Source organism: Larkinella sp. VNQ87 (assembly GCF_049445795.1).
Classification (GTDB): domain Bacteria; phylum Bacteroidota; class Bacteroidia; order Cytophagales; family Spirosomataceae; genus Larkinella.
The window spans coordinates 351,778-377,944 of record NZ_JBMSDT010000004.1 but is presented as its reverse complement, the minus strand read 5'-3'; the positions used below and the strand labels follow the sequence as shown (position 1 = coordinate 377,944).

The following is a 26,167-nucleotide window of genomic DNA, read 5'->3' as shown; positions in this document are numbered from 1 at the left end:
TATTTAATTTTTTATAAAGTATGTATAAACTCGTATAAAATAACTTTTAGAGAAGAATAAAACATGCGCCATTTGGTATTTATTCCTGCTTTTTTCCTTTTCTGTATTCAAGCATATGCGCAAACTCCTCCTTGTGCAACTGCCACAGATGCAGGTAATAGTTATGAAACGGAAACGTCGGGTGTCTTTGAAAGGCAGGTTTGTAATGGCGCGTCTTTCGTTCCTGTAGAACTCTGGACACAAACAGGGACAAAAACAATAGATTTCGGCAATGACACCAGCACCTGCAATTCAAGCCGTTCAGGACGGATACGTTATACTGGTGGTACTAGCTGGGACTATTGCAATGGTACTGCATGGACTGCTTCAGGCATGGGCGACACGAGTTTTGCGATGCCGTCTTTAGTTGATAACGCGTCAGGCTCGCCAACTAAACAGGTTTTTACAATCGTAGATTTTACTGCAAGTACATTTCTAGGTTTTAATAAAACAGATTCAAATACTTTTCTAGGTAACGCCGCTGGAAAATCAATTGTCAGTGGTGCTATCAATAACACTTTTGTTGGGCATTATGCAGGACGAGCTGTCAATAATGCCAATGGAGATAATAACACATTCTTTGGAACATCTAGCGGCCGGACCACTACTAGTGGAGCGGGGAACAGCTTTTTTGGCTCAGGGACAGGTGATGCTAATACTATTGGCTCATCAAATACTTTTGTTGGCTTATTTACCGGTGCTTTTAATTCCAGTGGTTCTTTTAATACTTTCGTTGGTGCATTATCAGGCAATAGAAATACAACTGGTGCATATAATGTCTTTGTCGGTAATTCGGCTGGAAATTACAATACAACAGGAAATAATTCTGTCGCAATAGGACATCAAGCTGCAGAAGGTAAGTCCACTCTCTATGCTCTTGGTAGTAATTCGGTGATGATTGGCTACCAATCAGGATACAGTACAACTTCTGGCTCAACGGGAGCTAAAAATGTATTTATAGGTTCTAGTACTGGTTTGGTTAATACAACCGGCGCAAATAATTTATTCTTAGGGAGCGATACGGGTACAACCAACACAACAGGCTCAACAAACATTTTAATTGGCTCAGGTATTGACGGTCCATCAGCTACGCAAAGCACTTATTTGAACATCGGCGATGTTATTTACGGTAACATGACAACTAATGGTGCAAACACAGGTACGTCTGATAACTCAGCTAGTCTAGCTATTGATGGAAGTCTAAAAGTAGGCACAAGTACGGAGACATGTGATGCATCAAATGGAGGAAGGCTTCGTTATAATGCTACTTCTAAAGTCATGGAATATTGCAACGAAACGGCGTGGACTCCCTTGTAATTGATTGGAAAATACTTTGTTAAATTCAAACTAGCTCTCTACTAAATTTAATAAAGGTGATTATCGTTGTCACAGCCGTGCTATTATATCAAAAGCTTTGATCATCATATTCCCAGGCTTTGATCCAGTCGGCTTTGTCGATACCCTTTTTGACTTTGACGATATACGCCGTATGCGTCGGTTGTTTGGAGTGGATTTTTCGTTTTGGGTAGTCATGATCAAGTCTCCTCTCCTGTGTGTTGATCATGGAAGCGGCCAGACGGCTATAGACGGTGACCGCTCCCCGAAGGCTAAAAATCGATGCGCAGTGTCTATTTTTAGCCGGAGTCGTTAGAGCCTTTTGGACGAGGTCTAAAAGGAGGGATTGGCGCAATCACCCGTCTTGCCGATATTTTGCCTGCTTTGATCAACCGCACAGGACAAAGGAAACGATGACCACGCTAAACTGAATCCCTTTGACGATACTGTTACGACGGCTGTAGAGCGTGGATGTATTCAACCGCCTTCTGGGCATAAGAGGCTGCCTGGAAGATAAAGCGTTTGTCGTTCTGCAAAGCCTCCAGCCAGGATTGAATGTAAGCCGCATGTTTGGTCTCCGGCATCGGCTCAAAGCCCAGATCAGCAGCCAGGAAACACGCACCTAGTTCAGCAACGAGCTCTTCTTTCGCATACCCGGCATCGCCGTAGGTTTTGCGGCCCAGGTCACGATTGAGACGGCTGGGGTGGCGGGTCCAGTGGGTGATCTCATGCGCGAGTACGGCATAAAAGCTTTCAGCACTCTCAAAGCTTTCGAACGGGGGCATCTGGACACGATCCGTTGTCATCGAGTAATTGGCTTGCACGCCGGTGTAGATTTCGGCCTTGGTCTGGGCAAAGAACAGTTCCAGTTCGGCATTCCGCGACTGCGGATTAGCTTCAACCCGTTCAGGCTGTTTGTAGAACGTCTCCGAAAGCCCCTCAATCTGGTTGGCATTGAAAACCGTGTAGGATTTGAGAAACGGAATCTGCCGGGTACGGGTTTCGCCATTTGGATCTTCTTCCTCCTGGGTCAGCTTATCGGCATAGACGACCTGCGTTCCCTTCTCGCCTTTGCGAACCGTCGCTTTGAGTTCCTGCGCCTGCTTAAAGGTCATCCAGTACGGTGATTTGAATCCCTGCTCGGCGGCTGTGCCCCACAACATCAAGGTGTTGATGCCGGTATAGGGAATATTGTTCCAGCGTAAGGGGCGCATGACCTGACCGTTTAACTGCTCTGAATGCCAGGGCTTTCGCCAGGTAAGGTTGCCTTGCTCCAGATCCATCAGGATCTTGGCCGTTACTCGGGCGTAGATGTCGTTCTGAGGGGATGGATTGCTTTGAGCTTCCTGTGTCGGTCGGCTACGGTTAACCGGATGTTGCGTGGTTGTCATGGTCTAGTCTCCAGGGCTGAGGGTGATGGGAATGGCACAACCCGGCGCTAAGCCGAATGAGCCAGCATGAATTTTGGTGGGCGGGGAATGCGTGAAACGCGGGGCGAAAATTGCTGTTGGCGGAATGAGCGAGCCGGGTACCTTCCCAACTGAACCGGCATGTCATGGCAGACTGAGCATGATCCGATATGCCGGATTTTCCCAATGACGCCAAACGCCAGAGCATTAGCCCGGCATCAGACCTTCATCGGCAAACGACCGATAGTTGTGAGGGGTGACAATCAGGTGATCGAGAACGGCAATATCAAGCAACTTGCCACCGTCTTTCAGCTTACGCGTGAGCGCCTTGTCGGACTCGCTGGGGGCCAAATTGCCACTGGGGTGATTGTGGACCAGGATCAAACCGGTTGCTCGAGTTTTAAGGGCGGTGGCAAAGATGACTTTGGGATCAGCTAAACAAGACGACATGCTCCCGGATGCAATGTCGGAAACGCCTAAGCAGTTGTTTTGTTGATCAAGCAGCAAGATCTTGAACTGCTCGACCAGTTCCAAACGGTTTTGTGCCCAGGTCGCTAACAGAATTTCATAGGCGGTCGCCGAAGAGCGAATTTGAATGCGGTCCTGATAAAGAATGGGATTGCGGTAAACAATCTCTACCTCATTAACCCGAAACAGCGATTGCAAGCGCAGTTGATCGAAGGTTAGTTCTCCTCTCACAACGTTAGACCAAGCTGGTGCATATGCCAGGCATTCACATCCTTGTGCGGGGCATACATCCGGTTCATGGTTCGGTGGGTTAGATCATCCTGCGTCTGACAGAATTCAGACAGCGACGCGGTAGCACCTTCCCCGGCTTTGTCATTGTCCAGCCAGCTATACGCCACGCGGTAACCGTAATTCTGGATGTAAGGGGCGATCTGTTTGAGGCAGGATAGTGAATTGAGGACAATGGTATCGCCTTTAAGACCGCTGCCTTTCGCTTGAGCAACGGCGGACAGGTAATCAAAGACCCCCTCGAAAATATGGATGGTCTTCGGTTTGGGCTCTCGCCCACGGATAAACGAGATAGCTTTTGGGCCAAGTGAGCCTTTGAAAAAGGGATTGCGCAACTCGTGCCCACCCTCTTCATTTTGAATGCCCAAGGCAAAGAAACTTTTGCCAGTGCGCGGGTTTCGGACGTGGATTTCTTTCAGGTGATGATGCGCTAATTGCAACGGAATACCGCGTTTTTCCAGGTAATGGATCAGACCCAGATGCTGGATCGGCTTTTTGGCTTTGAGAACCAGACCAGCACCCTCTTCTTCAATGTATTCTGCTAGAACAGGGGCGAATTCAAATGGCCCAAGCCCTATGTTTTTAATCCAGCGCAATGCATCAACGACGGTATCGGTCTCGCGGGTGAACTTGAGGTAAGCTTGCGCAAAATCGATCAGGTCTCCTCCGCGTCCGTCGCCGAAATCATGCCAGCGGTTGGTCTTGAGATATACATAGAAGCTAGGCGTTTTTTCCTGTCGAACGGGTGAAAGATAAAGCATCTTACCGTTACTGGCTTTGTGAGGCTGATAGCCCAGACGATTTAAAATTTCGGCAATAGGAATTTCATTCGCCTGATCAATGTTCATGGCGACCTCCTGAAAAACGGTCTAAAGAGTGATTAAGGCTTACTGACTTCGATCAGTACTCGTATTGTTGGATGACCAAAGGCGCTGCTCAATGAATTTATCGAGGTCCGACTTCCGGTAACGGACAGCACGGCCTATCTTAATTGGGTTAAGATTGTACCGTTTGGTACAGTCCCAAACAGCTAGAGTTCCTGGAGATAAATTGAGGTATTTCGCGGCACTTTTCCGGTCGAGTAGAGCGTCATTTTTATTGAACATTACATCCCTCCCTCTTTGAGAATCAGTTTCTGTAATCAACTCATTTTAGGAATATATTCATGATATACCCGCCAATAAAGTAAGGCAACAGGATTCTTATCCTATTAACACTAGGTAATAAAAAAAGGACGAGTTCGCTAAATAACGGTAGCTGATGATGTACTCAGGTGCCGTTTTTTCAACTCTTCTAAATAGACCTTATCCAGGTAATCAGCGTACGCTTGCATCATCTCAATACGTTGAGGTAAAAACTTCGCCCGGTCGTAAGCACGGTCCGTACTGCTTTTAGGGGCATGGGCGAGTTGCCGGTCCGCAATCTCGTGCGCATAGCCTAGCTTCTCTTTTAAGATGCCAAGTGCCAGCGCCCGAAAGCCATGCCCAGTCATTTTACGGTTATAACCCATCCGTTTCAGTGCAACCAAAATGGTGCCCTTGCTCATGGGTTGGCGCGGGCGTGGCAGACTAGGGAATACAAACTCGCGCTTTCCATTCATCTTTTTCAACTCGGTGAGAATGTCTAATGCCTGCCGGGAAAGTGGTACCAGATGAGGGCTCCGCATTTTCATACGTTCAGCCGGGATCGTCCATATTGCTTGATCAAAGTCGATTTCCGACCATCTGGCTTCAACCAGTTCGCTAGTCCGCACGAACGTCAGGAACATTAAGCGTATAGCGAAGTAAGTTTGCTGGTAAAGCCGGGCTTTATGGTTGTGAAGTGTGAGAATAAAAGCTGGCAGTTCATCAATATCAAGTGAGGCAAAATGGCCTTTCTTATAGCGTTTTAAGGCTATCTCTAGGCCGATTGTAGGATCAGTTTCCGTGCGACCTGTAACAATAGCGTACCGGCAAATATGACTGATCAACTGCTTAATGCGCCGAGCCATTTCGGGAGCGGTCTGCTCAACTTTTTGCAGACAACTAAGGACAGTAAGCGGCTTGAGCAGGTGAATAGGATAGTTTCCTAAATCATCGAACACATACTTTTCAAGACGATGCAGAACCGTTTTGGCGTAACGTGGGTCCCATGTGTCTACTCCTTTGCTGTGCCACTCGCGGGCAATCCGTTCGAAGGTCTGACCATGTTCGAAAGCTGCCTTGAGCTTCGTTTCCTGTTTGACAAGGACCGGGTCCAACCCAGATCGGATTTCGCCTTTAATCCGGTTTTTCTCCTTCCGGGCATCCTGTAAGCCCACCTGGGGATAGCCCCCAAGAGCAATGCGCTTTTCTTTGCCGTGTAGGCGATATTTAAGCCGCCAGTTGCGACGGCCAGACGGCATGACCTCCAGATAGAGTCCTTCTCCATCCGACAGCTTGAAAGGTTTATCTTTCGGCTTTGCGGTACGGCACTGCATATCTGTTAATGGCACGGTTCTCCTCCTTGGCAAGAGTTCAAAGACAAACGAACGGACCAGGTGGGGGACCTAAAATATGTAATCTTGAAATTAGTCCCCCAATAGTCCCCCAAATTCCGGTAATGCCGGAAAATGACAAATGACTTCGGATAAAAAGAGAATACGTTGAAAGCCTTGAAAAACAGGCGTTTTTTCAAGCCAGTTAAGAACAAACAATGTGGGATAAAGAGAGTATTGGCTCCTCGAGCAGAACTCATTTTCTTCTCGCAATCGCTTCAAATTGCATGATTTCTAAATAATGAATAGTCATCTTAGGCCCCCATTTAGTCCCCCAGTAAAAGAACTTGGAACTGGCCCCTAAGAAAACCCTATCCAACGATGAATCGATTTTCAAGAAAAATTTCACAAACATCTATTGGCCGATAGTGCGCAGTTCCTGCATCATCTCCGTCAAAGGTATAGCCGTGACATCGCTGGCAATGGGGTAACGCTCGGTGCCTGGATATACCAAAAACCGGCTGGTTGCACCAATGTCTTCGCACCCCAGATAAAACCCTTTCGAAAGTGTGGGAGCCAGTGACCGTTTGATCTCGATGGCGTACTTCTGTTGCTTGTTTCGCTCAATGACAAGATCGATTTCCGCGCCCGCTGATGTCCGGTAAAACCACGGTGTCACCCCGACCGGCAAGCAGGACAGCAGATTTTCGATGACAAACCCTTCCCAACTGGCACCAACTACAGGATGTCCCAACAAATCATCCATCGTTGTCAGGTTAAGGAGCGCATGGGTAATGCCGCTATCGCGGATATAGACTTTCGGGGCTTTGACCAGGCGTTTGCCAATATTCCCTGACCAGGGGCGCAAATGACGGATGAGCAACAAATCTTCCAACAGTTCAATATACCGTTTGGCCGTCGGAATGCTTACACCAAGATTTGCCCCTAATTGAGCCATATTTAGCTGAGCGCCTTGATTATGGGCCAGCATGGTCCATAAAAGCCGCAAGGTCGTTGCTGGAATACGTGGGCCAAATTGCGGCACATCCCGTTCCAGGTAAGTATTAATAAAGTTAAGCCGCCAGCGCAGACTAGCCGGATCGGTTTTGGCTAGAAAGCTGTCTGGAAAACCGCCCCTGAGCCACAGAGTGTTTTGGTTGCCAGTCTCTGACGCGGTGATTTCGGTCGCCATCAAACCCGGCAACTCTTTGTAAGCGATGCGACCTGCTAGGGATTCAGAGGCTTGTTTTAACAGATCAAGCGAGGCCGACCCTAAAATGAGAAACTGGCCTGTTTTGTGGCCTTGCCTGCGTCGTCGGTCGATGACACCGCGCAGGATGGCAAACAGCTCAGGCACTCGCTGAATTTCATCCAGGATAATAAGCTGCCCCTTATACAACTCAAAGTAAGCTTCCGGTTCACTTAATTTCGCCTGGTCTATTGGACTTTCTAAATCCAGATAAACCGGGTTGGGGCTTATCGATGTGGCAATTGTCTCAGCCAGGGTTGTTTTACCAACCTGGCGTGGACCAAGAACGGCAACCGCTGGAAATTCTTCCAAGAGTTGAGCGATTTCAATTTGAGCTTCACGGGTTATCATCCTTGCAATTATAACACAGCATATTATAATTGCAAGGAGAAAATAGCTGAAAGAAGTTAAAAACTATTCTAAAAAGTTGGGATAACGCGTCCAAGTGACATGGCAAAAAGTCATTTTCGTCTTATCTACACGAAAACCTTATATTTTTACACAACTACTTTGCTGATAGTCCCCCGCAAAGTGCCCCTAACGTGATGTATTCGTGGCGGTTCTTGTTCCGTTTGGCTAGCTTCTGGCTTCTCAGAAGCTAGCCAAGAGAGCTACAAATGTCAAGAAGTCCAGTTTATTAGTAATAAACTGGACAAATTAGATCCATTCAATGAAATATTGAATCATGAAAGTATCTGATTACATTGCAGTTACAATAGATAGGCTCCCGAAAGGCTATGTATTCACCTATACAAACTTTTCAACTGAAGTAAGTCAAAAGGAAGCTGTAATAAAAGCCCTTAATCGGATGGTCCAAGCCGGCAAAATTGGAAAGCTGTCAAAAGGCAAATACTACAAGCCAGAAAGCACCCCTTTTGGTAATCTGCTCCCCAATCAAACCTAAATGGTCAAAGACCTGCTGGAAGAGGATGGCAAAATTACGGGCTACCTGGCCGGTTACAGTATCTATAACTAGTTGGGCTTAACCATCCAAGTGAGCAACACAAGTGAAAGCTCATCAATGATGAGTAGCTGGTTATAAACGAGAGGCAAGTATGATTCTTCAACAGAAAACATTAGAAAAACTTAGAAATATAATTAATGAGGAGTCTGTATATCGCTCAGGTCCTCAACTAGTAGAGTTCTTTAATCAGCTTGGCTTTAAAGATGTTTACGGGCCTGGTTTTCCTTCCAGATGGAAATTTACGGATGAAAAGCTAAGTCAGATCAATGGTCGTCCTGAGATTGACCAATGTCTTAAGAACGTATTTGGTGTCATTAATTATATTAATAATCTGCCACATTTGGATAGCTTAATTAAAGATTTTAATAATTACCTAGCATTTGATAAGTGGAAAGTAAAAAGAGTAAATGCAGAAATACAATTTGAGAAAGTAAGTAATGTAGTAATTCCCAGTAAAAAAGTAGAGAGCGAAGATAATAATTTAAAGGAAGAAGATTTTTTGAGTCAGGAATTTAAAAATATAAATCTTGATGCGCTATCTTTGGATTCACTTATAACGGATGTAATAAAGTTAAGGTTCGAAGAAATAAAAATTTGCCTAAGAAACAATGCTCCTCTTTCAACAATTTTTCTAATTGGGAGTACATTAGAAGGGATTTTACTGGGGACTGCTTTATTGTATCCTCAAAAATATAATCAATCAAAAAGCTCTCCTAAAGATAAGAATGGAGGTGTAAAGCCATTTCACCTATGGACATTGAGTAATCTTATTGATGTTTCAAACGAAATCGGCCTTCTAAAACAGGATGTAAAAAAATTCAGCCATTCACTTAGAGATTTCAGGAATTACATTCATCCTTATGAGCAAATAAGTTCGCAGTTTAACCCTGATAAACATACAGCAAGGATTTGTTGGCAAGTTCTGAACGCTGCAGTATATCAACTGTCTAGCAATAAAGTTAGATGATCTGATACAGGAGAATTAGTATTTTTGATCAGGATAATAATAACCTATAAAACAGTTATTTTAGAAGTTTAATATCCTAGAATACACCCTATTACATCTCAAATATTCAATAATTGCCTTAAAATACTTGAGCATATACTTTTGTTTATTGTTCGTCAGAAGCCTGAACTAACCTCTGAGCTACTGCCTTGTCTATTAGATTAATAATTAAATCTTCCATACCTTTGTTTCTTACACGCGCAGAGAAAGATAAAGCACCAAGCTCTAAAAAAGCTTTGCCTATAAACTCGTCCGCAAAACTACTTGATACGACAGGGATACCTTGCCAATCTATTATGATTGGAAAAGTAGGTTTTGCATTTAGTAGATTAAATAACTTCGTTCTTAATTGCTTGCCAGACTTTCTTGATCCAAAACCAGTAGTCTCATCTTTAAGTTTTAAATATAGACAATCACTATCTTCCATTTCATATTGAGTATCTATTATATCTTGTGGAACGTACTTGATACCAGTGCCAAAGTCTAGAGCCTCACTTATTGAAAACATTTTATTTATTTTTATTTGCCCGCAGACCACAGTTCCATTATAACGCTGGGAAACTTCTCTTTGGTTACGTTTTGTTTCATCTAATTTTGCCAAAATTCTGCCTCTCCCGCTTATAATTTCAAACGAACCGCCTGACATCGTAGTGATTTTTAGAGTTCCTGCTAAACCATTACCTTGTCCATATTCTGCCCCTCTGGTAACACCAGATTTAACCGCTTCACCTATCGCTTGAATATCGGTTCTAAGGCTGGGTACGCCCTCTTTTAATGTTCGAAGTATGCCTTTTCCCGCATCTGCTATTGCAAAAGCTATCAATTCATTTTTCAAATATGTACTTACTTGGATGTAGCCACCAATATCTGATTCTGAGTGGTTAAGTACATTATCAGTTATTTCATTTATTGACCATTCAAGACCAGTTATAATATCTTTTGGAAGCTCCATGTTCCTAAGGATAACATCCATAAAGCTATCTACTACTTTCTTTTGTTCATAATTATCAGTAAATATACTAGTGACCAAATGTCTATCATGTACAGATTCAGATCTATTATACTGATCCGGCGAAAGGTAATGAGCCCAATTAACATTTTTAAAAAGTTTTCTTGTATCAGGCTTAGTTGGTAAAACTACTTCAATTTTATAACCTTGATTTCTTAAGTTCTCTATAGAGGCAATTACTGGCAACATTCCATTAGGATAAGCAGCTATCGTTCTTGAAAAATCTATAATTAGATTATTTGAATTCCCCCTCTCAAACTGGTCTAATGCAGAACAAAAATCGGCAGTATGGAAACTATCAACCTTATCAAAAAATTTAATTTTGTTTTCTTGTCTAATGAACCATACAGATCGACCCATAACTCAAAATCTTGAATGTAATTTGTAGTACAAAACGTTCATTTCAACTTGTAAGGAAAAGTATTCAAAATGGGTTGTCTTTTAACTTGACCATGCCATTAGGTTTAATTATCAAAAGATGGCATGAATTCCACAACTCATTTCAAATGACTGACCATTCAATATTTAAAAATCAAATATTTATCACAGAGGCTAAACCTTAAGCTGTTTACTCTCTATACTTCATTCGCTTTACAGCATATGGAATAAAATAACCTAAATATTGTCTAACCCATCATGATATCATCTAAAAACTCTGAACATGGTTTGACGCTAGTGATCAGCAGTTGATCGCGTGCTCGTGTACAAGCTACGTATAAAAGGTGGCGCTCAGTATTGTATACATCTTCCAGGTCAGCGTAGTCAGTGATGGCTTCAATGCGCTCCTGTGAAGGAATGATTTCGTCATCACAAGCCATAATCACAACAGCTTTAAATTCTAATCCCTTGGCTAAGTGCATTGTGCTCACAGCTACTTTTGTACTTATGGTTTCAACTTGCTCATCCAAAACTAGAAAAGGTAACTTGGTCAACTCAACCGCTGATTTCGCGCGTTCGAGTTCATGATTTGATCGAACAAATACCCCGATTTCATGGGGAGATAGTCCTGATTCATGTAGTTTTGCTATCCACTGACCAACAAAAGCAGATTCTTTTTCTGGGTTATCGAAACTTTTAAACTCGGGAAATGGACCATTAAAAACTGAAATCGTTCTGTTTCGTTCTTCAACATTTCCATCTACATCCGTCAACTCAATATTGAGTAACTGGTCTGCTTTCCGACGAATTTGGTGCGAAGTGCGGTAATTGACAAACAATGTCTTGGAGCGGCCTTGTACCGAAACACCTAGTGATTTCCAGGAAAAAGGTTGTTGAAAAATGCGCTGGCCAATATCACCAGTAAAAAACAAAGCATTCGGTCTAGATGCACCTAAAGCAGCCAGCAATCGAAGATGATATACGGTTATATCCTGAGCTTCATCAACCACAATAAAGTCATACGGTGGCTTCGCGGTGATTTTTGTAGCCAGATTAGTAAAGGCCTCGGCAAGGGTAATTAAGTTTGCTTCTTTTAGATGAGTAATAACTTTGATGAAGATGGACCATAGTTTGGCTCTCTGATTCTCCGGCAGCTTAGTTTTGCGTCCTAATCGCTTGACATCCTTGTATTCATCCCAGGTTTTCAACTGCCAGGCATCGACTACCTGCTCCCATTCAGAAACTAAAAACGACAAACTAAACTTTTGTTCTGCTATGTTTCGGGCCGCCTGTTCAATGTAATTGGCTATTTGCTCACGTGTAGCAACTGCTTTAGAATTTCCAGCATTTTCGCGAATAATTGCGGTCTTATATAGCCGCAAACCAACTTTGTTGATTGCTTCCACATCGATCCGTTCCGCCAGATGTGGTTCGCTGCTAATTAGACGTCGTAGTTTGACGCGAAGCGCATTAGCTAAAATCTCTGAAAATGTGGTGAGCAAAATTCGAGCCTGTGAATTTTGTCGGGCTAAGTGAACAGCTCGATGAAGCGCAACAATTGTTTTACCTGTTCCGGCTGATCCTGATACGCGGGCTGGCCCGTTAAAATCTCTTGTTACAGTACTTCGCTGATCAGGATGCAAAAAGACGGCCCATTTATCCCAAGGATAATCCAAAGCTTGTTGTAACTCTTCGACATTAGCCATCGTACGAAAACGACGTTGGGCATCTGGGTGTGCAAATGGATCTTCTGCTTTTGTCTGTAGTTGCGATACTCTTGGTGTTCCGCCAGTAGCAAGTTCAAGTAAAGCCTCCGCTGCTTCTGCTGGTAAGTGGTCTACCAAAATGTACAACAACTCTTCATCCGCAGCCTGAACATCCGCTAGCCACTCGACTGGTACACCATAGCTTAGGAGATTTTCTTCAGAAAGGTGAGAAAATAGCTTTTTACCTGTAACGACAGACTTTATTTCTGGTGAGATATACACAGGAACTTGAATCTCTTGGACCGTTTCCCGGATTTCAACAAATTGGGCAGCACCAGTCGTAGGGTGTACTTCCAATTTTCGCCGTTCAGCCCAGTTATAGGCATTATCATGATGATCGACATAGCAAAGTAGAAAACTGGCTTCAGTCTTATGAATAATTAGACGAATGTCACGATTAACCCGAACTGACCAGAAATTTTTGTCCTTTGCTTTATCGAGTTTGTGAAAACTCAGGCCGGGATTAGCGGGATTTATTTGTAAATCAAAAGCCGTAGTTTTTACGGCTTTTTGCTCGTCACCGGTTAATCTCGCTAGACTATCGGTAAAAGTATCTGCTATTCGAAATTCCATTAGCTTACCTTGAATACTTTCATTACTTCATCCCCCAGATGATTGATGACTTTTACTGCAATTCGACCTGATGCGGGTTTAGGAAACGGGCGCGAGATATCGCTGTTTAATGACTCCCAGACTTCTTGATTAATCTCAGCTTTAAGTGTGGTTTTTAGAGCTTTATAAGGATTGTTAGCACCAAGAAAGTAGGCATGACGTACAAAAAAACTTTCTTCATTATAGTCTGTATCAATAAACCAGCAGGCAATACCTTCTGCGCCATCGCTACGAACTTCACCAGTATTAGGATGAAATACATCTACACCATTTAGTTTTACTTGGATGTTTTCGCTTTCAGCTTGAAGCACATCAATATCAGGTTCGCCGAAAATGACAAATAGGTTACCTTTCCCAGTATTTTTAAGGTCATCTGACATGTGCAAGTCAGCGTTCATCCGGGCCTTCAAGACCGGTATACTGCCGAGTTTGCTGAATTCTGTGGCATGAGCCTCGTAATTAAATGCACATGCAATGAGGACATCAAAACCAGCATCACCACATTCACGGGCTGCCTTAACCAAATCAGCTCGCTGCACGGTACCAAATTCAGGACCGATAAAAATTCCGGCACGTCGTTCCTTTTCGCCTTCTAAATAAGTGCCTTCCGCACAAATTAACTCCCCAGGCCAGCCAGTAAGTGCAGTGAAATCTATTTTGTCAGCCTTGTGGGCCTGTTGAACACCTGCGCTTTTGAGGTTTTCTAAAATCATCTGCTCAAACGTGCGCTCCAGTCCATACCCCATCTTGTTTTCCTGTACCGCAAGCGGGTCAATCAATTCGTCGTTTTCATCAACGCCTAACATCCGGTGCGGAGATAGACTCTCGACGGTGAAAGGCCCAGCTACACGGACTTTGCGCTTGTCTTCGTATGGTTTGTCGTAGAGGTATTCAAACTCTGCTTTGGCGGCAATGGATGCATCAATTTCTATTTGTCGAGCAATCCGAGCTTCCCACCATTTTTTGTGAAGTTGGAGTACGTCATTCGACCATTTTGCATCGCTTTTGGGTGAAATTTCCCACTCAGCCCACTCTTTTCCAAGTTTTGTATTTAAAGCAGTACGTAAAGGCTCTAGCGTCGCTTGCCACTTATTCCATATTTCATCGATCTCCGAATTATTAGCGATGGATTTGAGAGTGATATGCGGCACTCGGTCATACACAAAACCTAGTCGGAGGTTACCTCGAGTTGGCTGTGTACTTGGCGTTGTGCGTGTAATTTCAGCTTCTTTCAATTGCCCTTCTTGTGAATCTGCTAATAAGTAATATGGATAGCGCCCCCCCATAATTCGAGCACGAGCCAAAGCAAGGGCAACTCGTGATGTATCAATCGTAATCCATCTACGTCCCCATTGCTCGGCAACAAAGGCTGTCGTACCCGAGCCACAAGTTGGATCAAGTACTAGATCACCAGGATCGGTAGCCATCAGTATACAACGTTCGATGACATCAGTCGCCGTTTGAACAACATAAACTTTTTGTCCAGTAAAACCTCTTTCTCCTCCACTCATCCAAAAGTTGTCAATCGGTGTTTGCCCAAAATCATTGAGAAACATTTTATATTCGATACGATTACCCAACTGTATGATTCTATCTGCCTTAACCAATCTTTCAATTCCGTAACGTGTCGTCTTCCAGTGAGAATTGGCTGGCAGTCGGTAGTCTTTCCCCTGCCAATTAATTGGCGATTGGTCCTGAGAAGACCCGGCCGACACAAGTGGAGTTCCATCAAGGACTTTAGCCGTTTCAGGTAGCATTTTAATGTTTTGCTTTTCTTCTTTGGTCAGTCCTCTTATTAAGCCTACCTCTTCCTGAACATATGTATACCCAGTTGCTCCTGCTTCACCTGCTACTTTTTTCCGATATATTTGGTGAAACTTTGCGTTTTCTTTTGATTTACTAAACCATAATATGTAGTCATAGGCAGATGAGAGGAACTTGGAAGCCTGAAGCCCTGTTTTGTTAAAATGAATAGTTGCGATAAAGTTTTCATCTCCAAACACCTCATCCATAATTGCCCGTACACGATGCACATTTTCATCACCAATTTGCACAAAAATAGAACCTGAATCTGCTAATAAATCACGAGCTACAGTTAAACGATCACGCAGATATGTCATGTATGAGTGAATACCATCTCGCCATGTATCACGGAATGCTTTTACCTGCTCTGGTTCGCGGGTTATCTGGTCAATTTTTCCATCTTTCACATCTCGGCTCATAGTACTCCACTGGAAATTAGAATTAAATTTAATTCCATAGGGTGGGTCAAAATAAATGCATTGCACTTTCCCGCGTAACCCTTCGCGCTCGCATAGACTTGCCATTACCTGTAAAGAGTCCCCAAGAATCATTCGGTTACTCCAATGCTGGTCATGTTGATAGAATTCAGTTTTATCAACACCTTTGGGAATACCGTTGAAATCCGAAAATAAATCGGCCACAATTTTGCCAGCCGCATATTCTTGTTCTTTTGACTGACGCAGCAGATCATCAATCAGTGCTTTAGGCTGTACTTTTTCCTGAATGTAGAGCGGAGGAGCTTGAACCATTAGGTCGCTCCAATCCTGCTCTTCTTTTCCTCGCCATACCAATTGTGGATCAAGATCACGATTGCGTCGTTCATATGCTACTTTTATCGGATCGGTAGCGGAACCGTTCAGCATCGACTGATATTCTGCCGTTGGAATATTCCGGCGTTTTGCTTCGTCATGCGTGAATGCTGCAATTATTTTATCAGTGGTTTTCTTAGCCATTATACAATTTCTGCCTGCGTATACGCGGTAGCGTTTTCAATGAGTTTACTAAACTGACTTTGCACTTTAGCTGCAAAGTTTGATTCGATTTCATAGATGGAAGTAAATTCAGCAAAGGACCACCGGCCATACTGTTTGCTATTATTTACACCCGGTATCCAATAAGTTTCCATCGTGTTTTTTTTGTCTTTGGCATCTTCTCCTCGGTAACCCTTGATCTCAACAATTAAATGTAATAGATCATCAGGGCCGCGACCGTCATCGACCAAAACTATGAAGTCAGGAATATATTTTCGGTTTTCTGAGCCAAATCGATATGGCACTGTAAAACCCAAATTATGGTTTTTTACGTATGCGCGTACTTGGGGATGATTTTCGACAACTCGGCAAAATTCACCTTCCCAATCGCTGTCCAAAATAGCCCAGTTGATTTGGCACTTTTGTGGATTAGTTTCCCAACGCTCAACCTTAGATGTATTGAAATTTACATAGCGGGTTGAACCTAAAGGGTTATATGGGTCTAAAATTATCTTTACAGGCTGAGTTCCTACAAAAGCCCGGTTGATTCCCGCAGTTATCCGTTCACAGGCCATATCTGCTAGCATTTTATAACGCAATTGCGCTGGATACGTACCTCCAGAACAAACTAAACAGGTGTCTAACCATTGTTTACAAATTCTTTTTAATTGCCCAAATAAATGTAGCTTTGGCTGTTCATCATGATCGCGCCATTTCGTAAATAGCAAATGTGAAGTTAACTCGTACAATACTTGGGAAGGTCGAATGTCGCCAGTATGAATCAAATTCAGATTGACCTGCTCGCCAATAATTCCAGAATTTTGTGTTTCTGTTGCTCCTACCCATTCAGGTGTAAGTTCAAAAACAGAATCATCATTAAAATCCGCCGTCAATCGCTCCACAGGCAATTCAATTTTATACCCTACGACACGGGGAAATGTAATCTCCAGTTGGTCGCGGTCGGGCCGTATAGCACGAACTTGAACAGTTTCACGTGGTTTTTGTGGTTTGGAAATGACAGGTTTTGCAGTAAAATCGAACGGAATGCCTAACACGTCAGCGTATTCTGTGTTGAATAGCCCTTGTTCATTAAGTTCATATGATTGTCGCCGTAAAGCCCGGCCAATTACCTGTTCACAAAGTAGTTGAGTCCCAAATGCCCGGATTCCCAACACATGCGTCACAGTATTAGCATCCCAGCCTTCAGTCAGCATGGATACTGATACAACACAGCGTATATCACCACCTAATCGACCAGGCCGCCCAACTGTATTCATAACCTCACGCAGTAAATCTTGATCGGTTAGATTTTCAGCATCACGTACATTCCCCGTACGTTCAATAATTTCACGCCGGAACCGCTCAATTTCATCTGCTGCCATTTGGCGAAAATTGTCATCCAGTGCTTCACCAGATTCTAACTGTTCACTATCAATTAACAATGTATTAGGCCGTCCAAGGGCGTTCCCATTTTCGTCAAAATTACGGAAGAGTGGTAAGCGACCGGCTACAAAGCTCTCCGATCCATCTGAATTAGTCCGGTTAAAGCCAGAAATATAATCATATACAAGTTTTGAAGTAGATGTATTGTTACAAACTACAATAAAACAAGGGGGTACTTTTATACCGGAATCTTGCCATAACTGATAAGTTTTTTCGTAATGACCATATAAGGCATCTAAGGCGGTTTGCAGTTGGGTTGGTAAACTAAGTGGGTCAAGCCCGCCACTATTCCCCCGACCTTTTTTCGGCATTTTTGTTCGAATATGTTCCCAAAGGTTGCGAAACATAGGAACTTCAGCACCAGGAATATTATCGGCAACAGGTACACGTGGGAGTTTGACAATCCCGCATTCTATAGCATCCATAAGCGAGAAGTCACTCATTGTCCAGGGAAATAAAGTCCCTTCAATGTAGCCAGAGCCACTCAGAAAGAATGGTGTTGCCGACAAATCCATAACGCGAATGAGCCCCAGCTTTCTATTGACTGCTTCCAGACCGGAAATCCAGAGCCGGGCCGCTTCCCGGTTTTTTTCGACTTCGGCCTTTTCATCTCCTTTGAGATCGGAGACATCTTCTTCCGCTTCGGCTGCGGGTTTTTCGCGGTAGCAATGATGAGCTTCATCGTTGATGGCCATGATGTTCTTCATTCCCATCAAATCTGGCATCACCCGCTGAATCATCTGGCCTTCGGTTTCCAGCGTTTCCAAGGCCTCTCCACGTCCCTGCAACAACGAGCGGCCACCCTTCGAAATGTCGATCCTCTCACGAAGTTTAAAAGAATGATAGTTGGTGATGACAATCTTGGCACGTTGCAGATCATCAAGCATATCTGTCGGCACCAATTCACGACTGGCATAATAGCTATCCGGGTCATTGGGTTGCAGTACCCGCAAACGATCTTTAATCGTGATACCAGGCGTGACGATCAAAAAACCACGCGTAAAGTTCCTACTTTGCGGCCGACGGACCGCATTGACGGTTTGCCAGGCGATAATCATAGCCATGACAGTTGTTTTACCGGCACCGGTAGCCAACTTTAACGCCAGTCGCATTAAATCAGGATTGGCTTCGTAATTGGCGTTGGCTAAATGTTCGAGAATTGCTTTGCCGGTTTTACCACTATTTGGAGCAACTTCCGTCAGCCAGATAGCTGTTTCAACAGCCTCTACCTGACAAAAGAAAGGCCGAATGCTACTAAAGGTATGACTACGCCAATGTTGCAATAGCTTAGCAGTTTCAGGGGTGACTTGCCACTGATTAGGATTAGGAAGACTCCTCCATTTGGACACCTCCTGACGAACTTGATTAATAATTGATTTGGGATCATATCGCTGTTTATCATTTGAGAGTCCTTTGCCTTCGTCAAAAATGATCGATTGCTGAAGACCGCCTTTCTTTTTTCGCGGTTTAGGAATCGGTGTAATAAAATCAGCAGGTCGGCGTTTGTCTATAATCTGCTGGGTTGGTTGACCATGTTCATCAAGTTCCCAATGCTGTAGTGGACATTCATACGGTGAGTTCAATATAGGTTGGTCAAAAAATGGGTTTGTCATGGCGTTTACTCTTTGAATTAATCAAACTTTATGTATAATCCTTATTAGTATGTTTTTTAAGTCAATTTCGCGTTGACTTTGTTTTTAAGACATTCTTTTTATGTAGCTGAAATAGATTCATAAAGATAGGTAGTGTTATGCAATTACACTACCTGAGTAGTTGCGATAGATCAGCCCCTGTTTGTCCTTGTTCAAATAAGATTTCTCGGTATCTAATTAAAGTAATAGCCTTGAAATCAGCAGGTGTAGGCCAATCCGGCAGACGGATATCATCCCTCCCCACCAAGTCCCGCAACCACAGTTCAGCAACGACAGAATGTTTCAGATCAGGTATGTACCCCAGGAAATTGCTCAAACGTTCACGAACCGCATAGCCATAAGGGACGAAGGTATCGTAATATTTCCGGTAAATATGTGGATCGTATGTCAGACAAGTGTTAAGGCGCATATCCTGATTGCGAATTTCCTTCAAGACAGTATTTGCTTGTTGCTCGAACTCGAACTCACTAATTAGACCATATTCGTAAGCCCGAACGTGCATCCGTAGACGCGGCTCAAATGGCAGCGTAACGCAGTCATGCGGTAGGTAGCCTAACCGGCTTTCAATCAATTCTCTGCCCTTCTGGGCAAAATGGGGAAGCGTATTACTAGCCTTGTTCAGATCGTCCCAACTGATTGCATAGAGATGGCCTTCCAGAACGGCCAGGTCGAAATCTTTCTGAAACTCTTCAGTATCGCCACTGTATCGTTGGTCAATAACGTTTTGCCAAATATTCATTACAAGCTCAAGGATGAAGGCATTCCTGATATTGAGTATATTAGCATAACCAAACAGGAAATCAAGAAAAAACCAATTAGGAGGTATGAGCCATAAGGAGAGTCGGGAGACACCTTACCCTCCCGCATTCAGTCATTTGGAAGAAAAGGTTCGTCAAGCCAAAGAGCAAATCGGCCAGCTAGAAAACCTGATAGAAACAACACCAAAAGATAAAACGGGTCCCTCTCTCGGACTCAACCCACCTGGTTTTTTGCGATCCAGGCCGCTTGGAAGTCATGACCAGCGGGTGGCAGCGCTCAAAGGGCAAATCGAGCAAATCCGCAAAGACGCTTTTGGTCAGATCGAAAAAGAAACCAGTCAGGCTGATCCCAAAACGGCACGTTTAGTACGAGAGCATGCCCTCTCCTATCTTTATCCGAATCCCGTCAAGGAAATGAGCCCTGACAAGAAAGAAACATTCCGTCAGAGTCCAAAAGATTTAGAGCAATCGCAGGAGATGATGGATGCCATTCTTTCCGATTACCAGGAGAAAAAGCAGCAAGTACCCGAAAAAGAACAGGGTTCAACACAGGCATCACTCTCTCAAAAGTTTATGGCGACGTTCCACTTTAACAGATCTGAAATGACCGACAAATCCCCTTCAAAAGATGCTGATCGGGATAAGGAACGAGACTAAAATTAGTCCTTTTCGGGCTCAATATCACGGGTCTTATCCTTATCTGGCGATGGAGTATCTTTAGAAAAGCGATCTTCTTTTAGCCAGGATGGAAGGCGTTCTCTGGTTTTTTCTTTGTGATATTGTTGATAGCCGTCCCGAAAGGCCACAGCACGGATAAAGTCGGTTTCAATGTGAGCCAGTTTTTCGGCAAGTTCCGGCTGATACTGAGCCATCGTATAACCTTCATTGAAGCCTTTCAGATAATCCGGCTCCACTTTGTCATTGTCTTCCATGTTTAGAAAGGATTACGGGCGTTTCTCTCCAGATACGTTTCTACAGAATCTCGGTCGTAAAGGATAATTTTCTTTTGCGGTTGTGAAAAACGGATTTTCCCTTCGTCTCTCAACTTCTGAAGGGTTGTTTTCGACTTGATATTCAATAGACGCATGGCCTCTTCGTCTGAAATCCACTTATCTTTTTCCTGCCCGTTCCGTTCTTTTAGCCGGGCTACGACCTGCTCCACCAGAGCATAAAAAGCTTCTTCTTCCAGGCAAATGACTTGCATAACATTCTTCAGTTATAAATAAAGTCACTTAACGACGAGAGATGGCCGGTTGACAGGTTAGATATAGAGCATTTGTTCTCCTCAATATCATGTATATAGACCCCATCGTATTTTGGAAGGTCTGCCCATGCTGGAATTTCAACAACAACACGGTCAAGAGATCTTGTTTCGTAGGAAAATCTACCTTCTCTTAATCTAATTAATGCAATTCCATGCTTTGCAGCAAACTCAATTGCTCCCTGTTGAAAACCAGAGGTTGAAAAGATGATGCCCTTATGAGCACCTATTGACAGTAAACGGCTAAAAAGAATTTCGACTTTCTCTCTTTTTACAGGTGCATTATATTTTTTGCATTCGACAAGGACAACTATGTTGCTACCACCAAAAATATCAAAGGTAGCTTTCACATCTATCTGATAAGTGCCATCATGAGCTTTCTCTTTAACATTGTGATGAACTTCAAAAGAGGGCAAAGTTTTTCCTGCTTCTGATAAAAAATCTTTGACTAACTTTTCAAACTCGGTAGGCGATATGTCAAGAACATAATTAGCAGGCAGATTATGCTCCATAATTTTATCAAAATTCATATGCAACCCTCTTTTTTCAAGTTTTAGCTGTTAGCTAAGATAATACTACACAACATATTTTGTCAGTAATAAATAACAAAAACACTTAGCTACCAACAATGGCATCCAGTGCCTCATCAGCATCTTTATGCATGAAATGACCTTGGTAACCAATGGTCGTTGTAATCGAGGTATGGCGGTAAAGCTTCTGCAACATTTGAACAGATATTTTGTCGCCAGAAAGATTGCCAAAGGTATGCCGGGCAATGTGCATGGTCAGCTTTTTATTTATGCCAGCGACTTTCGCTATCTGCTGTAGATTGTTGTCTAATCTCCTTACAGCAAACGCAATTTTCCGTTGTACTTCGAAAGCATTATTTAAATTGTCAAGTTCCTGCAATTCTGGGAAGATCAAATCATGCTTACTGTTTTTCGGATATTGCTCAAGAATTCTAAGAGCTCTTTCCGGCACCTTGAGAGAGCCCGTTTTTGCATTCTTTCCCATTGTGTAATGCAACCTATCATTTTGTAAGTCTGAATGCTTCAGGCGCAACACATCCGATACGCGCATTCCGGCGAAATAAAAAGAGACCAACCAGATATTTCGAGCATGCGTCCAGTAAGGTGGCGATGACGATAAATCAAGGTTCTCTAATGCTTTCAGTTCCTGGTCGTTTAACCCGATTTTTGTTGCTTCTGGCAACTTAATTGTCACTTTTCGTTTGCCAAAAGGATAAAATTTCTGATCGACCAAACCATCGGCAATCGCTTGATTATAGATGGTTCGAATGAAAATCAAATGGTTCATCACTGTCCGGTCACCAACCTGCCTTACTCCTTTCAAGAATGCTTTGTACTTATTGAGCAGCGTTGTTGTAATGTCCGGAAATAAAATATCCTGACCCTTTAGAAATTCTCGAAAGTGGTTGAGGTACGGTTGTTCAGCGCTGACCCGGTTGAACTTCCCTTGTTTTCGCATACTCTCAATGAATGCTGTTGCCTGAGCAAAAAAAGACGCAGATTTATTCGACTTAATCTGTTTACGAACGGCTACTGCTGACGTAGCTTTGGCTTGGGTAGCCATTTCAAGCATTTTGTTGTTTGCTTTGGCCTTCTCTTGTAGGATGAAATTGTTTAACCAGACTGAATTATCGTGGGATTTTCGCACTTTTTGTTCTTTTGCGTTCCAGTCGGCCTCTTTCAATTTGAACCCTAAATTTATGTAAGACGCTTTCCGATCAACTATGATCCGAATAGCGAGAGGGTATAATCCATCTTGGTCCGCTTTTTTGCGCAGCACGACCTTCAGAGAAAATGCCATAAAATTGAATTTTAGGAATGAATGGATTTCCTGAAAAACTTGTTAACCAGTATCTTTGTAACGGTATCCGCTAGAACAAAGATACGAAAATTGGTACAACATAGGTACAACAAATTGCGGTTTTGCTTGTATTTGCCTGTTTTCTTCATATTTCTAACAAGCTGATTACCAGCATAAATCAATACAAATTACACCATATCAAACCAATTATCGCAAGGCTTTGAACCTTGTCTGATAACCATGAGCAAACACGGACGCATTTTGGTCGCCATGAGTGGCGGCATCGACTCCTCCCTGGCAGCGGTTCTGCTACACGAAGAAGGCTACGAAGTGATCGGCATGACCATGAAAACCTGGGATTATGCCTCGTCGGGCGGCACCAAAAAGGAAACTGGCTGCTGTAGCCTCGATTCCATCAACGATGCACGAAACATCGCGGTCAGCCTTGGCTTTCCGCATTACATCCTCGACATTCGAGCCGAATTCGGCGACGCTGTCATCGACCATTTCACGGGCGAATACCTGGAAGGCCGTACGCCCAACCCCTGCGTCCTCTGCAATACGCACATCAAATGGGATGCGCTGCTGCGCCGGGCCGACCGGCTCGATTGCGAATCGATTGCCACGGGCCACTACGCCCACATCCGGCAGGTGACCGATGACGGCCCGGCCCACGGTCGGTTTGTCATTTCCAAAGGCGTTGATACACTCAAAGACCAGTCGTACGTGCTGTGGGGCGTTTCCCAGGAGAGCCTGAGCCGCACCAAATTGCCGTTGGGCCATCTGCGCAAATCCGAAATCTACGCGATGGCCCGCGAACGCGGGTTTACGGAACTGGTTACGAAATCCGAATCGTACGAAATCTGTTTTGTGCCCGACAATGACTACCGGGGCTTCCTGAAACGGCGCGTTCCGGGCCTGGAACAATCGGTAGCGGGCGGTAACTTTATTCTGGAAGACCCGGTTACGGGTACTTCAAAGGTAGTTGGAAAACACGAAGGATACCCTTTTTACACGATCGGTCAACGGAAAGGATTGGGCATTGCATTCGGGTTTCCGGTTTTTGTAACCGACATTCGAAAAGATACGAACGAGGTCGTGCTGGGCGTCGACAAGGATTTGTACCGCGATGGCATGCTGGTCAGCCGGCTCAACCTGCAAAAGTATGTTTCGCTTGAAAAACCGCTGCAAACCGTAACGAAAGTGCGCTACAAAGACCCCGGCACCCCCGCACTGATCTCGCAGGAGTCTGACGATCAGATCAAGGTGCTGTTCGAGCAGGGGGTTTCGGCCATTGCACCGGGTCAGGCGGCTGTCTTTTACGAAGACGACGACGTGATCGGCGGTGGCTGGATCATGAAAAGCTTCCGGCAGGCCGAGACGCCGATGGTCAGTCAGATGGCTGACACGACGGTGTGAGTTCTGTTTCAAAACCCGAAAACCGTATTTATACAGGTACGGTTTTCGGGTTTCTTACCACTTCAAATGAATGTAGCTTTCAGACCGTAAAGAACCCGGCGTCTGAATCTTTTTGGGGTCGGGAAATTTGCTGACCGTTACATCATTGTGCAGCAAAAGCTCCCGCATGGCGCTACTAAATCCGCTGCTCGGCGAGGATTTCTGAATTTCCAACGCAATGGTAAACTCTTTCCCAACTGGCCCGTTCAATGGCAAACCGGTTAGCAGCGGCTCCTTTTCGGCAACTTCCTGGCTAAAGTCAGAACCCGACTTCCCCCAGCCAATCCAGTAACCTTTATCAACCGGAAAAAGGGGCGGATGAATTCGTTTGATCACCCATTTGGCATCGTAGACGAGCGACGGCCCCTCGGTTTTTTTCGCTTCATTTTCGGGCACCGTGAAGAACACATCTTCCACCTTGACGGTTTCAAACAGCACTTTTCCGCTTTTACCCAGAATCTGGAATCGTACGAGTTGGAATTCACAGGGGATAGGCCGAACCACCAGGGGAACCGGTTTCACCGTGCAGGTGTTGGCAACGATAGTCGCCGTGGGCATCGCCACCCGGACCGCATCGTGCGGAAAAACCTCGACGGTTTTGGTTTTGGGCAGCTTGCCGGGGGCGGCTTTGTCGATGATTTTCTCCGTCCGCCCCAGCCGGTATTCCAGGTGCGTGGCTGTCAACGGTAGAGGCTGATCGGCCGGATTAGTGGCTTGGGCGTTTTTGTTGACCACTAACCGGGTCGTTTGTAGCACCTCGGTTTTTCCATCTTTGACACGCAGGACCTGCCTGCGCACAAACCAGTTACCTATTAGTGGTGGTTGCGTCACCGGATTAGCCGGTTTAAATGCTTGATCAACCAGGATGTTTTCCTGATAGTATACAATCTGCTGAGCCTCCACTTTAATGGGAAACGCAAACGGTGTGGGTGCGGTCAGGTTGATTACCCCGGCCGGAACGGGTGAACTGGTTGTTAATCCTCCGAAGCCAATCCACGAAATGGCGAGAATCCCCGTAAAAGGCACCTTGGGGACGGTTTTGGTTTTTCCACCGAGATCTGGTAGGAGGCAACAGTAAAGTAGCCACCCAAACATCAGGTTTTTCATGAAGTAAAAGCGATTAAAAATGAGACAGATGACCGGCAAGTATGGCACGAAAAGCGAAATAATTCACCAGCTCATTTAGTTAACGGTTGGCTTGGTTCCAAACAAAAAATTAACCGTCCGGGGCCAGTATCTTTGCAACAACCCGTGCGTAGGATGCGTATTAGTCAGCAATGAAGCGTCTGAAAACTTAATTCCATTCAGGAACGGACTTATCTACTAACAAAAGAGTTGAACAACCGTTATTGATCACAACAGGTTGGGCGGCTTGTTTTGAAAAAACGCCCTACCCAACGAGCCAACTGACTGGATTTTGGCGCCTTGTATGTACATTTGAAAAAACGACATCTTGAATCCGATGCTGTACGTACTTTGGGCTATTGTAAACATTGGCTTGTTTATTTTCTTTGTGAAACTGTGTTTTCAGGCCACTCGCCTGCTTCGGGAGAAAAGCGGCATTTTGGCATCCGTGGTGTTTGTGGTCGGGCTGGCGTCGGTCGTGCGATATTCCGGCAGCAATGCTGAACTGACGGCCAAATCCAACCGAGAAGCCCGGAAGTCGAAGATGGTTGCGATCGGCGAACTTGTGCCGGGAACCCTGAAACAAACCTACATTCTCCTAGCTGAAAACCCGGTTTCGACGCTTTCACTCGGGGTTTTGTATGGAAAGGATACATCCGCTTACAAAACCGCCATTTACGACGCCTTTAGCTCACGGACAGGGTTTACGAGCGGTTTCTAATGGATGCCGACCAGCCTTCAGGTGGAAAGCCGGGGCGGGAAGTTTACGTACCGGGTTTCGGGCACACTGGAGTGGAAGCTCTTTGGCATAACCGTCTATTCGGACGCTCAGTTCTACGTCGGTGAAATTGCGGAGCCCTGATATGATTGATAAGTGGTATATTAAAC

Annotated in this window: 23 protein-coding genes; 7 read left to right on the top strand and 16 right to left on the bottom strand. The window is 44.4% G+C overall.

Going from position 1 to position 26,167, the window contains the following annotated elements:
* The first annotated feature begins 63 nt into the window (after window positions 1–63).
* Window positions 64–1,356 carry a hypothetical protein gene (locus ACO2Q8_RS09195; protein WP_423344501.1) on the top strand — a complete coding sequence of 431 codons (1,293 nt, stop codon included), beginning with the start codon at window positions 64–66 and terminating at the stop codon, window positions 1,354–1,356.
* A 467-nt stretch (window positions 1,357–1,823) separates the two neighbouring features.
* Here ACO2Q8_RS09195 and ACO2Q8_RS09190 read toward each other — a convergent pair whose 3' ends face one another.
* The 6 genes from ACO2Q8_RS09190 to ACO2Q8_RS09165 all read right to left on the bottom strand — a co-directional run bounded on the left by ACO2Q8_RS09190 (window position 1,824) and on the right by ACO2Q8_RS09165 (window position 7,594).
* Entirely contained in the window at window positions 1,824–2,765 is a 942-nt protein-coding gene (locus ACO2Q8_RS09190) for an ArdC family protein (RefSeq protein ID WP_423344500.1), read from the bottom strand.
* A 225-nt stretch (window positions 2,766–2,990) separates the two neighbouring features.
* Window positions 2,991–3,449, bottom strand: a complete 459-nt coding sequence (locus tag ACO2Q8_RS09185) for a JAB domain-containing protein (protein WP_423344499.1) — start codon at window positions 3,447–3,449, stop codon at window positions 2,991–2,993.
* A 29-nt stretch (window positions 3,450–3,478) separates the two neighbouring features.
* A complete protein-coding gene (locus tag ACO2Q8_RS09180; RefSeq protein WP_423344498.1) occupies window positions 3,479–4,387 on the bottom strand; it encodes a toprim domain-containing protein in 909 nt (302 codons plus the stop codon).
* 39 nt (window positions 4,388–4,426) lie between these two features.
* The gene (locus ACO2Q8_RS09175; protein ID WP_423344497.1) at window positions 4,427–4,645 is read right to left on the bottom strand and encodes a helix-turn-helix domain-containing protein; all 219 of its coding nucleotides are present in this window, start codon (window positions 4,643–4,645) and stop codon (window positions 4,427–4,429) included.
* A 137-nt stretch (window positions 4,646–4,782) separates the two neighbouring features.
* Window positions 4,783–5,997: a tyrosine-type recombinase/integrase gene (locus ACO2Q8_RS09170; protein ID WP_423344496.1), complete on the bottom strand. Its 1,215-nt coding sequence runs from the start codon at window positions 5,995–5,997 to the stop codon at window positions 4,783–4,785.
* Window positions 5,998–6,409: 412 nt separating this feature from the next.
* Window positions 6,410–7,594 (bottom strand): ATP-binding protein, encoded by a 1,185-nt coding sequence (locus ACO2Q8_RS09165; RefSeq protein ID WP_423344495.1) that lies wholly within the window; start codon window positions 7,592–7,594, stop codon window positions 6,410–6,412.
* Window positions 7,595–7,928: 334 nt separating this feature from the next.
* Here ACO2Q8_RS09165 and ACO2Q8_RS09160 point away from each other — a divergent pair, with 334 nt between their 5' ends.
* Both ACO2Q8_RS09160 and ACO2Q8_RS09155 read left to right on the top strand, forming a co-directional pair.
* Window positions 7,929–8,147: a hypothetical protein gene (locus ACO2Q8_RS09160; RefSeq protein WP_423344494.1), complete on the top strand. Its 219-nt coding sequence runs from the start codon at window positions 7,929–7,931 to the stop codon at window positions 8,145–8,147.
* A 151-nt stretch (window positions 8,148–8,298) separates the two neighbouring features.
* Complete coding sequence (locus tag ACO2Q8_RS09155) at window positions 8,299–9,174, top strand: hypothetical protein (RefSeq protein ID WP_423344493.1); 876 nt, start codon at window positions 8,299–8,301, stop codon at window positions 9,172–9,174.
* A gap of 145 nt (window positions 9,175–9,319) precedes the next feature.
* Here ACO2Q8_RS09155 and ACO2Q8_RS09150 read toward each other — a convergent pair whose 3' ends face one another.
* The 5 genes from ACO2Q8_RS09150 to ACO2Q8_RS09130 form a co-directional block, all read right to left on the bottom strand.
* On the bottom strand, window positions 9,320–10,582 hold the full coding sequence (locus ACO2Q8_RS09150; protein ID WP_423344492.1) for an STAS-like domain-containing protein: 1,263 nt from the start codon (window positions 10,580–10,582) through the stop codon (window positions 9,320–9,322).
* Between the two features lie 266 nt (window positions 10,583–10,848).
* Window positions 10,849–12,939 (bottom strand): 3'-5' exonuclease, encoded by a 2,091-nt coding sequence (locus ACO2Q8_RS09145; RefSeq protein WP_423344491.1) that lies wholly within the window; start codon window positions 12,937–12,939, stop codon window positions 10,849–10,851.
* Window positions 12,939–15,734 carry a site-specific DNA-methyltransferase gene (locus ACO2Q8_RS09140; RefSeq protein WP_423344490.1) on the bottom strand — a complete coding sequence of 932 codons (2,796 nt, stop codon included), beginning with the start codon at window positions 15,732–15,734 and terminating at the stop codon, window positions 12,939–12,941. The genes ACO2Q8_RS09145 and ACO2Q8_RS09140 overlap by 1 nt, the downstream gene beginning before the upstream one ends.
* Window positions 15,734–18,808 (bottom strand): BPTD_3080 family restriction endonuclease, encoded by a 3,075-nt coding sequence (locus tag ACO2Q8_RS09135; RefSeq protein WP_423344489.1) that lies wholly within the window; start codon window positions 18,806–18,808, stop codon window positions 15,734–15,736. Before ACO2Q8_RS09135 ends, ACO2Q8_RS09140 begins: the two co-directional genes overlap by 1 nt.
* Window positions 18,809–18,956: 148 nt before the next feature.
* Window positions 18,957–19,586: a hypothetical protein gene (locus tag ACO2Q8_RS09130; protein WP_423344488.1), complete on the bottom strand. Its 630-nt coding sequence runs from the start codon at window positions 19,584–19,586 to the stop codon at window positions 18,957–18,959.
* An 85-nt stretch (window positions 19,587–19,671) separates the two neighbouring features.
* Between ACO2Q8_RS09130 and ACO2Q8_RS09125 the strand changes: the two genes are divergently transcribed.
* On the top strand, window positions 19,672–20,262 hold the full coding sequence (locus ACO2Q8_RS09125; RefSeq protein WP_423344487.1) for a hypothetical protein: 591 nt from the start codon (window positions 19,672–19,674) through the stop codon (window positions 20,260–20,262).
* Between the two features lie 2 nt (window positions 20,263–20,264).
* Here ACO2Q8_RS09125 and ACO2Q8_RS09120 read toward each other — a convergent pair whose 3' ends face one another.
* The 4 genes from ACO2Q8_RS09120 to ACO2Q8_RS09105 all read right to left on the bottom strand — a co-directional run bounded on the left by ACO2Q8_RS09120 (window position 20,265) and on the right by ACO2Q8_RS09105 (window position 22,696).
* A complete protein-coding gene (locus ACO2Q8_RS09120) occupies window positions 20,265–20,537 on the bottom strand; it encodes a hypothetical protein (protein ID WP_423344486.1) in 273 nt (90 codons plus the stop codon).
* Between the two features lie 2 nt (window positions 20,538–20,539).
* On the bottom strand, window positions 20,540–20,809 hold the full coding sequence (locus ACO2Q8_RS09115) for a helix-turn-helix domain-containing protein (RefSeq protein WP_423344485.1): 270 nt from the start codon (window positions 20,807–20,809) through the stop codon (window positions 20,540–20,542).
* Window positions 20,810–20,817: 8 nt separating this feature from the next.
* Window positions 20,818–21,396, bottom strand: a complete 579-nt coding sequence (locus ACO2Q8_RS09110; RefSeq protein ID WP_423344484.1) for a restriction endonuclease — start codon at window positions 21,394–21,396, stop codon at window positions 20,818–20,820.
* Between the two features lie 85 nt (window positions 21,397–21,481).
* Window positions 21,482–22,696 (bottom strand): phage integrase SAM-like domain-containing protein, encoded by a 1,215-nt coding sequence (locus tag ACO2Q8_RS09105; protein ID WP_423344483.1) that lies wholly within the window; start codon window positions 22,694–22,696, stop codon window positions 21,482–21,484.
* Window positions 22,697–22,936: 240 nt separating this feature from the next.
* Between ACO2Q8_RS09105 and mnmA the strand changes: the two genes are divergently transcribed.
* Entirely contained in the window at window positions 22,937–24,115 is a 1,179-nt protein-coding gene (gene mnmA, locus ACO2Q8_RS09100) for a tRNA 2-thiouridine(34) synthase MnmA (protein ID WP_423344482.1), read from the top strand.
* 54 nt (window positions 24,116–24,169) lie between these two features.
* Here mnmA and ACO2Q8_RS09095 read toward each other — a convergent pair whose 3' ends face one another.
* Window positions 24,170–25,261: a hypothetical protein gene (locus ACO2Q8_RS09095; protein WP_423344481.1), complete on the bottom strand. Its 1,092-nt coding sequence runs from the start codon at window positions 25,259–25,261 to the stop codon at window positions 24,170–24,172.
* Window positions 25,262–25,616: 355 nt separating this feature from the next.
* Between ACO2Q8_RS09095 and ACO2Q8_RS09090 the strand changes: the two genes are divergently transcribed.
* Entirely contained in the window at window positions 25,617–26,000 is a 384-nt protein-coding gene (locus ACO2Q8_RS09090; RefSeq protein ID WP_423344480.1) for a hypothetical protein, read from the top strand.
* 3 nt (window positions 26,001–26,003) lie between these two features.
* A complete protein-coding gene (locus tag ACO2Q8_RS09085) occupies window positions 26,004–26,141 on the top strand; it encodes a hypothetical protein (RefSeq protein ID WP_423344479.1) in 138 nt (45 codons plus the stop codon).
* The last annotated feature ends 26 nt before the right edge of the window (window positions 26,142–26,167 follow it).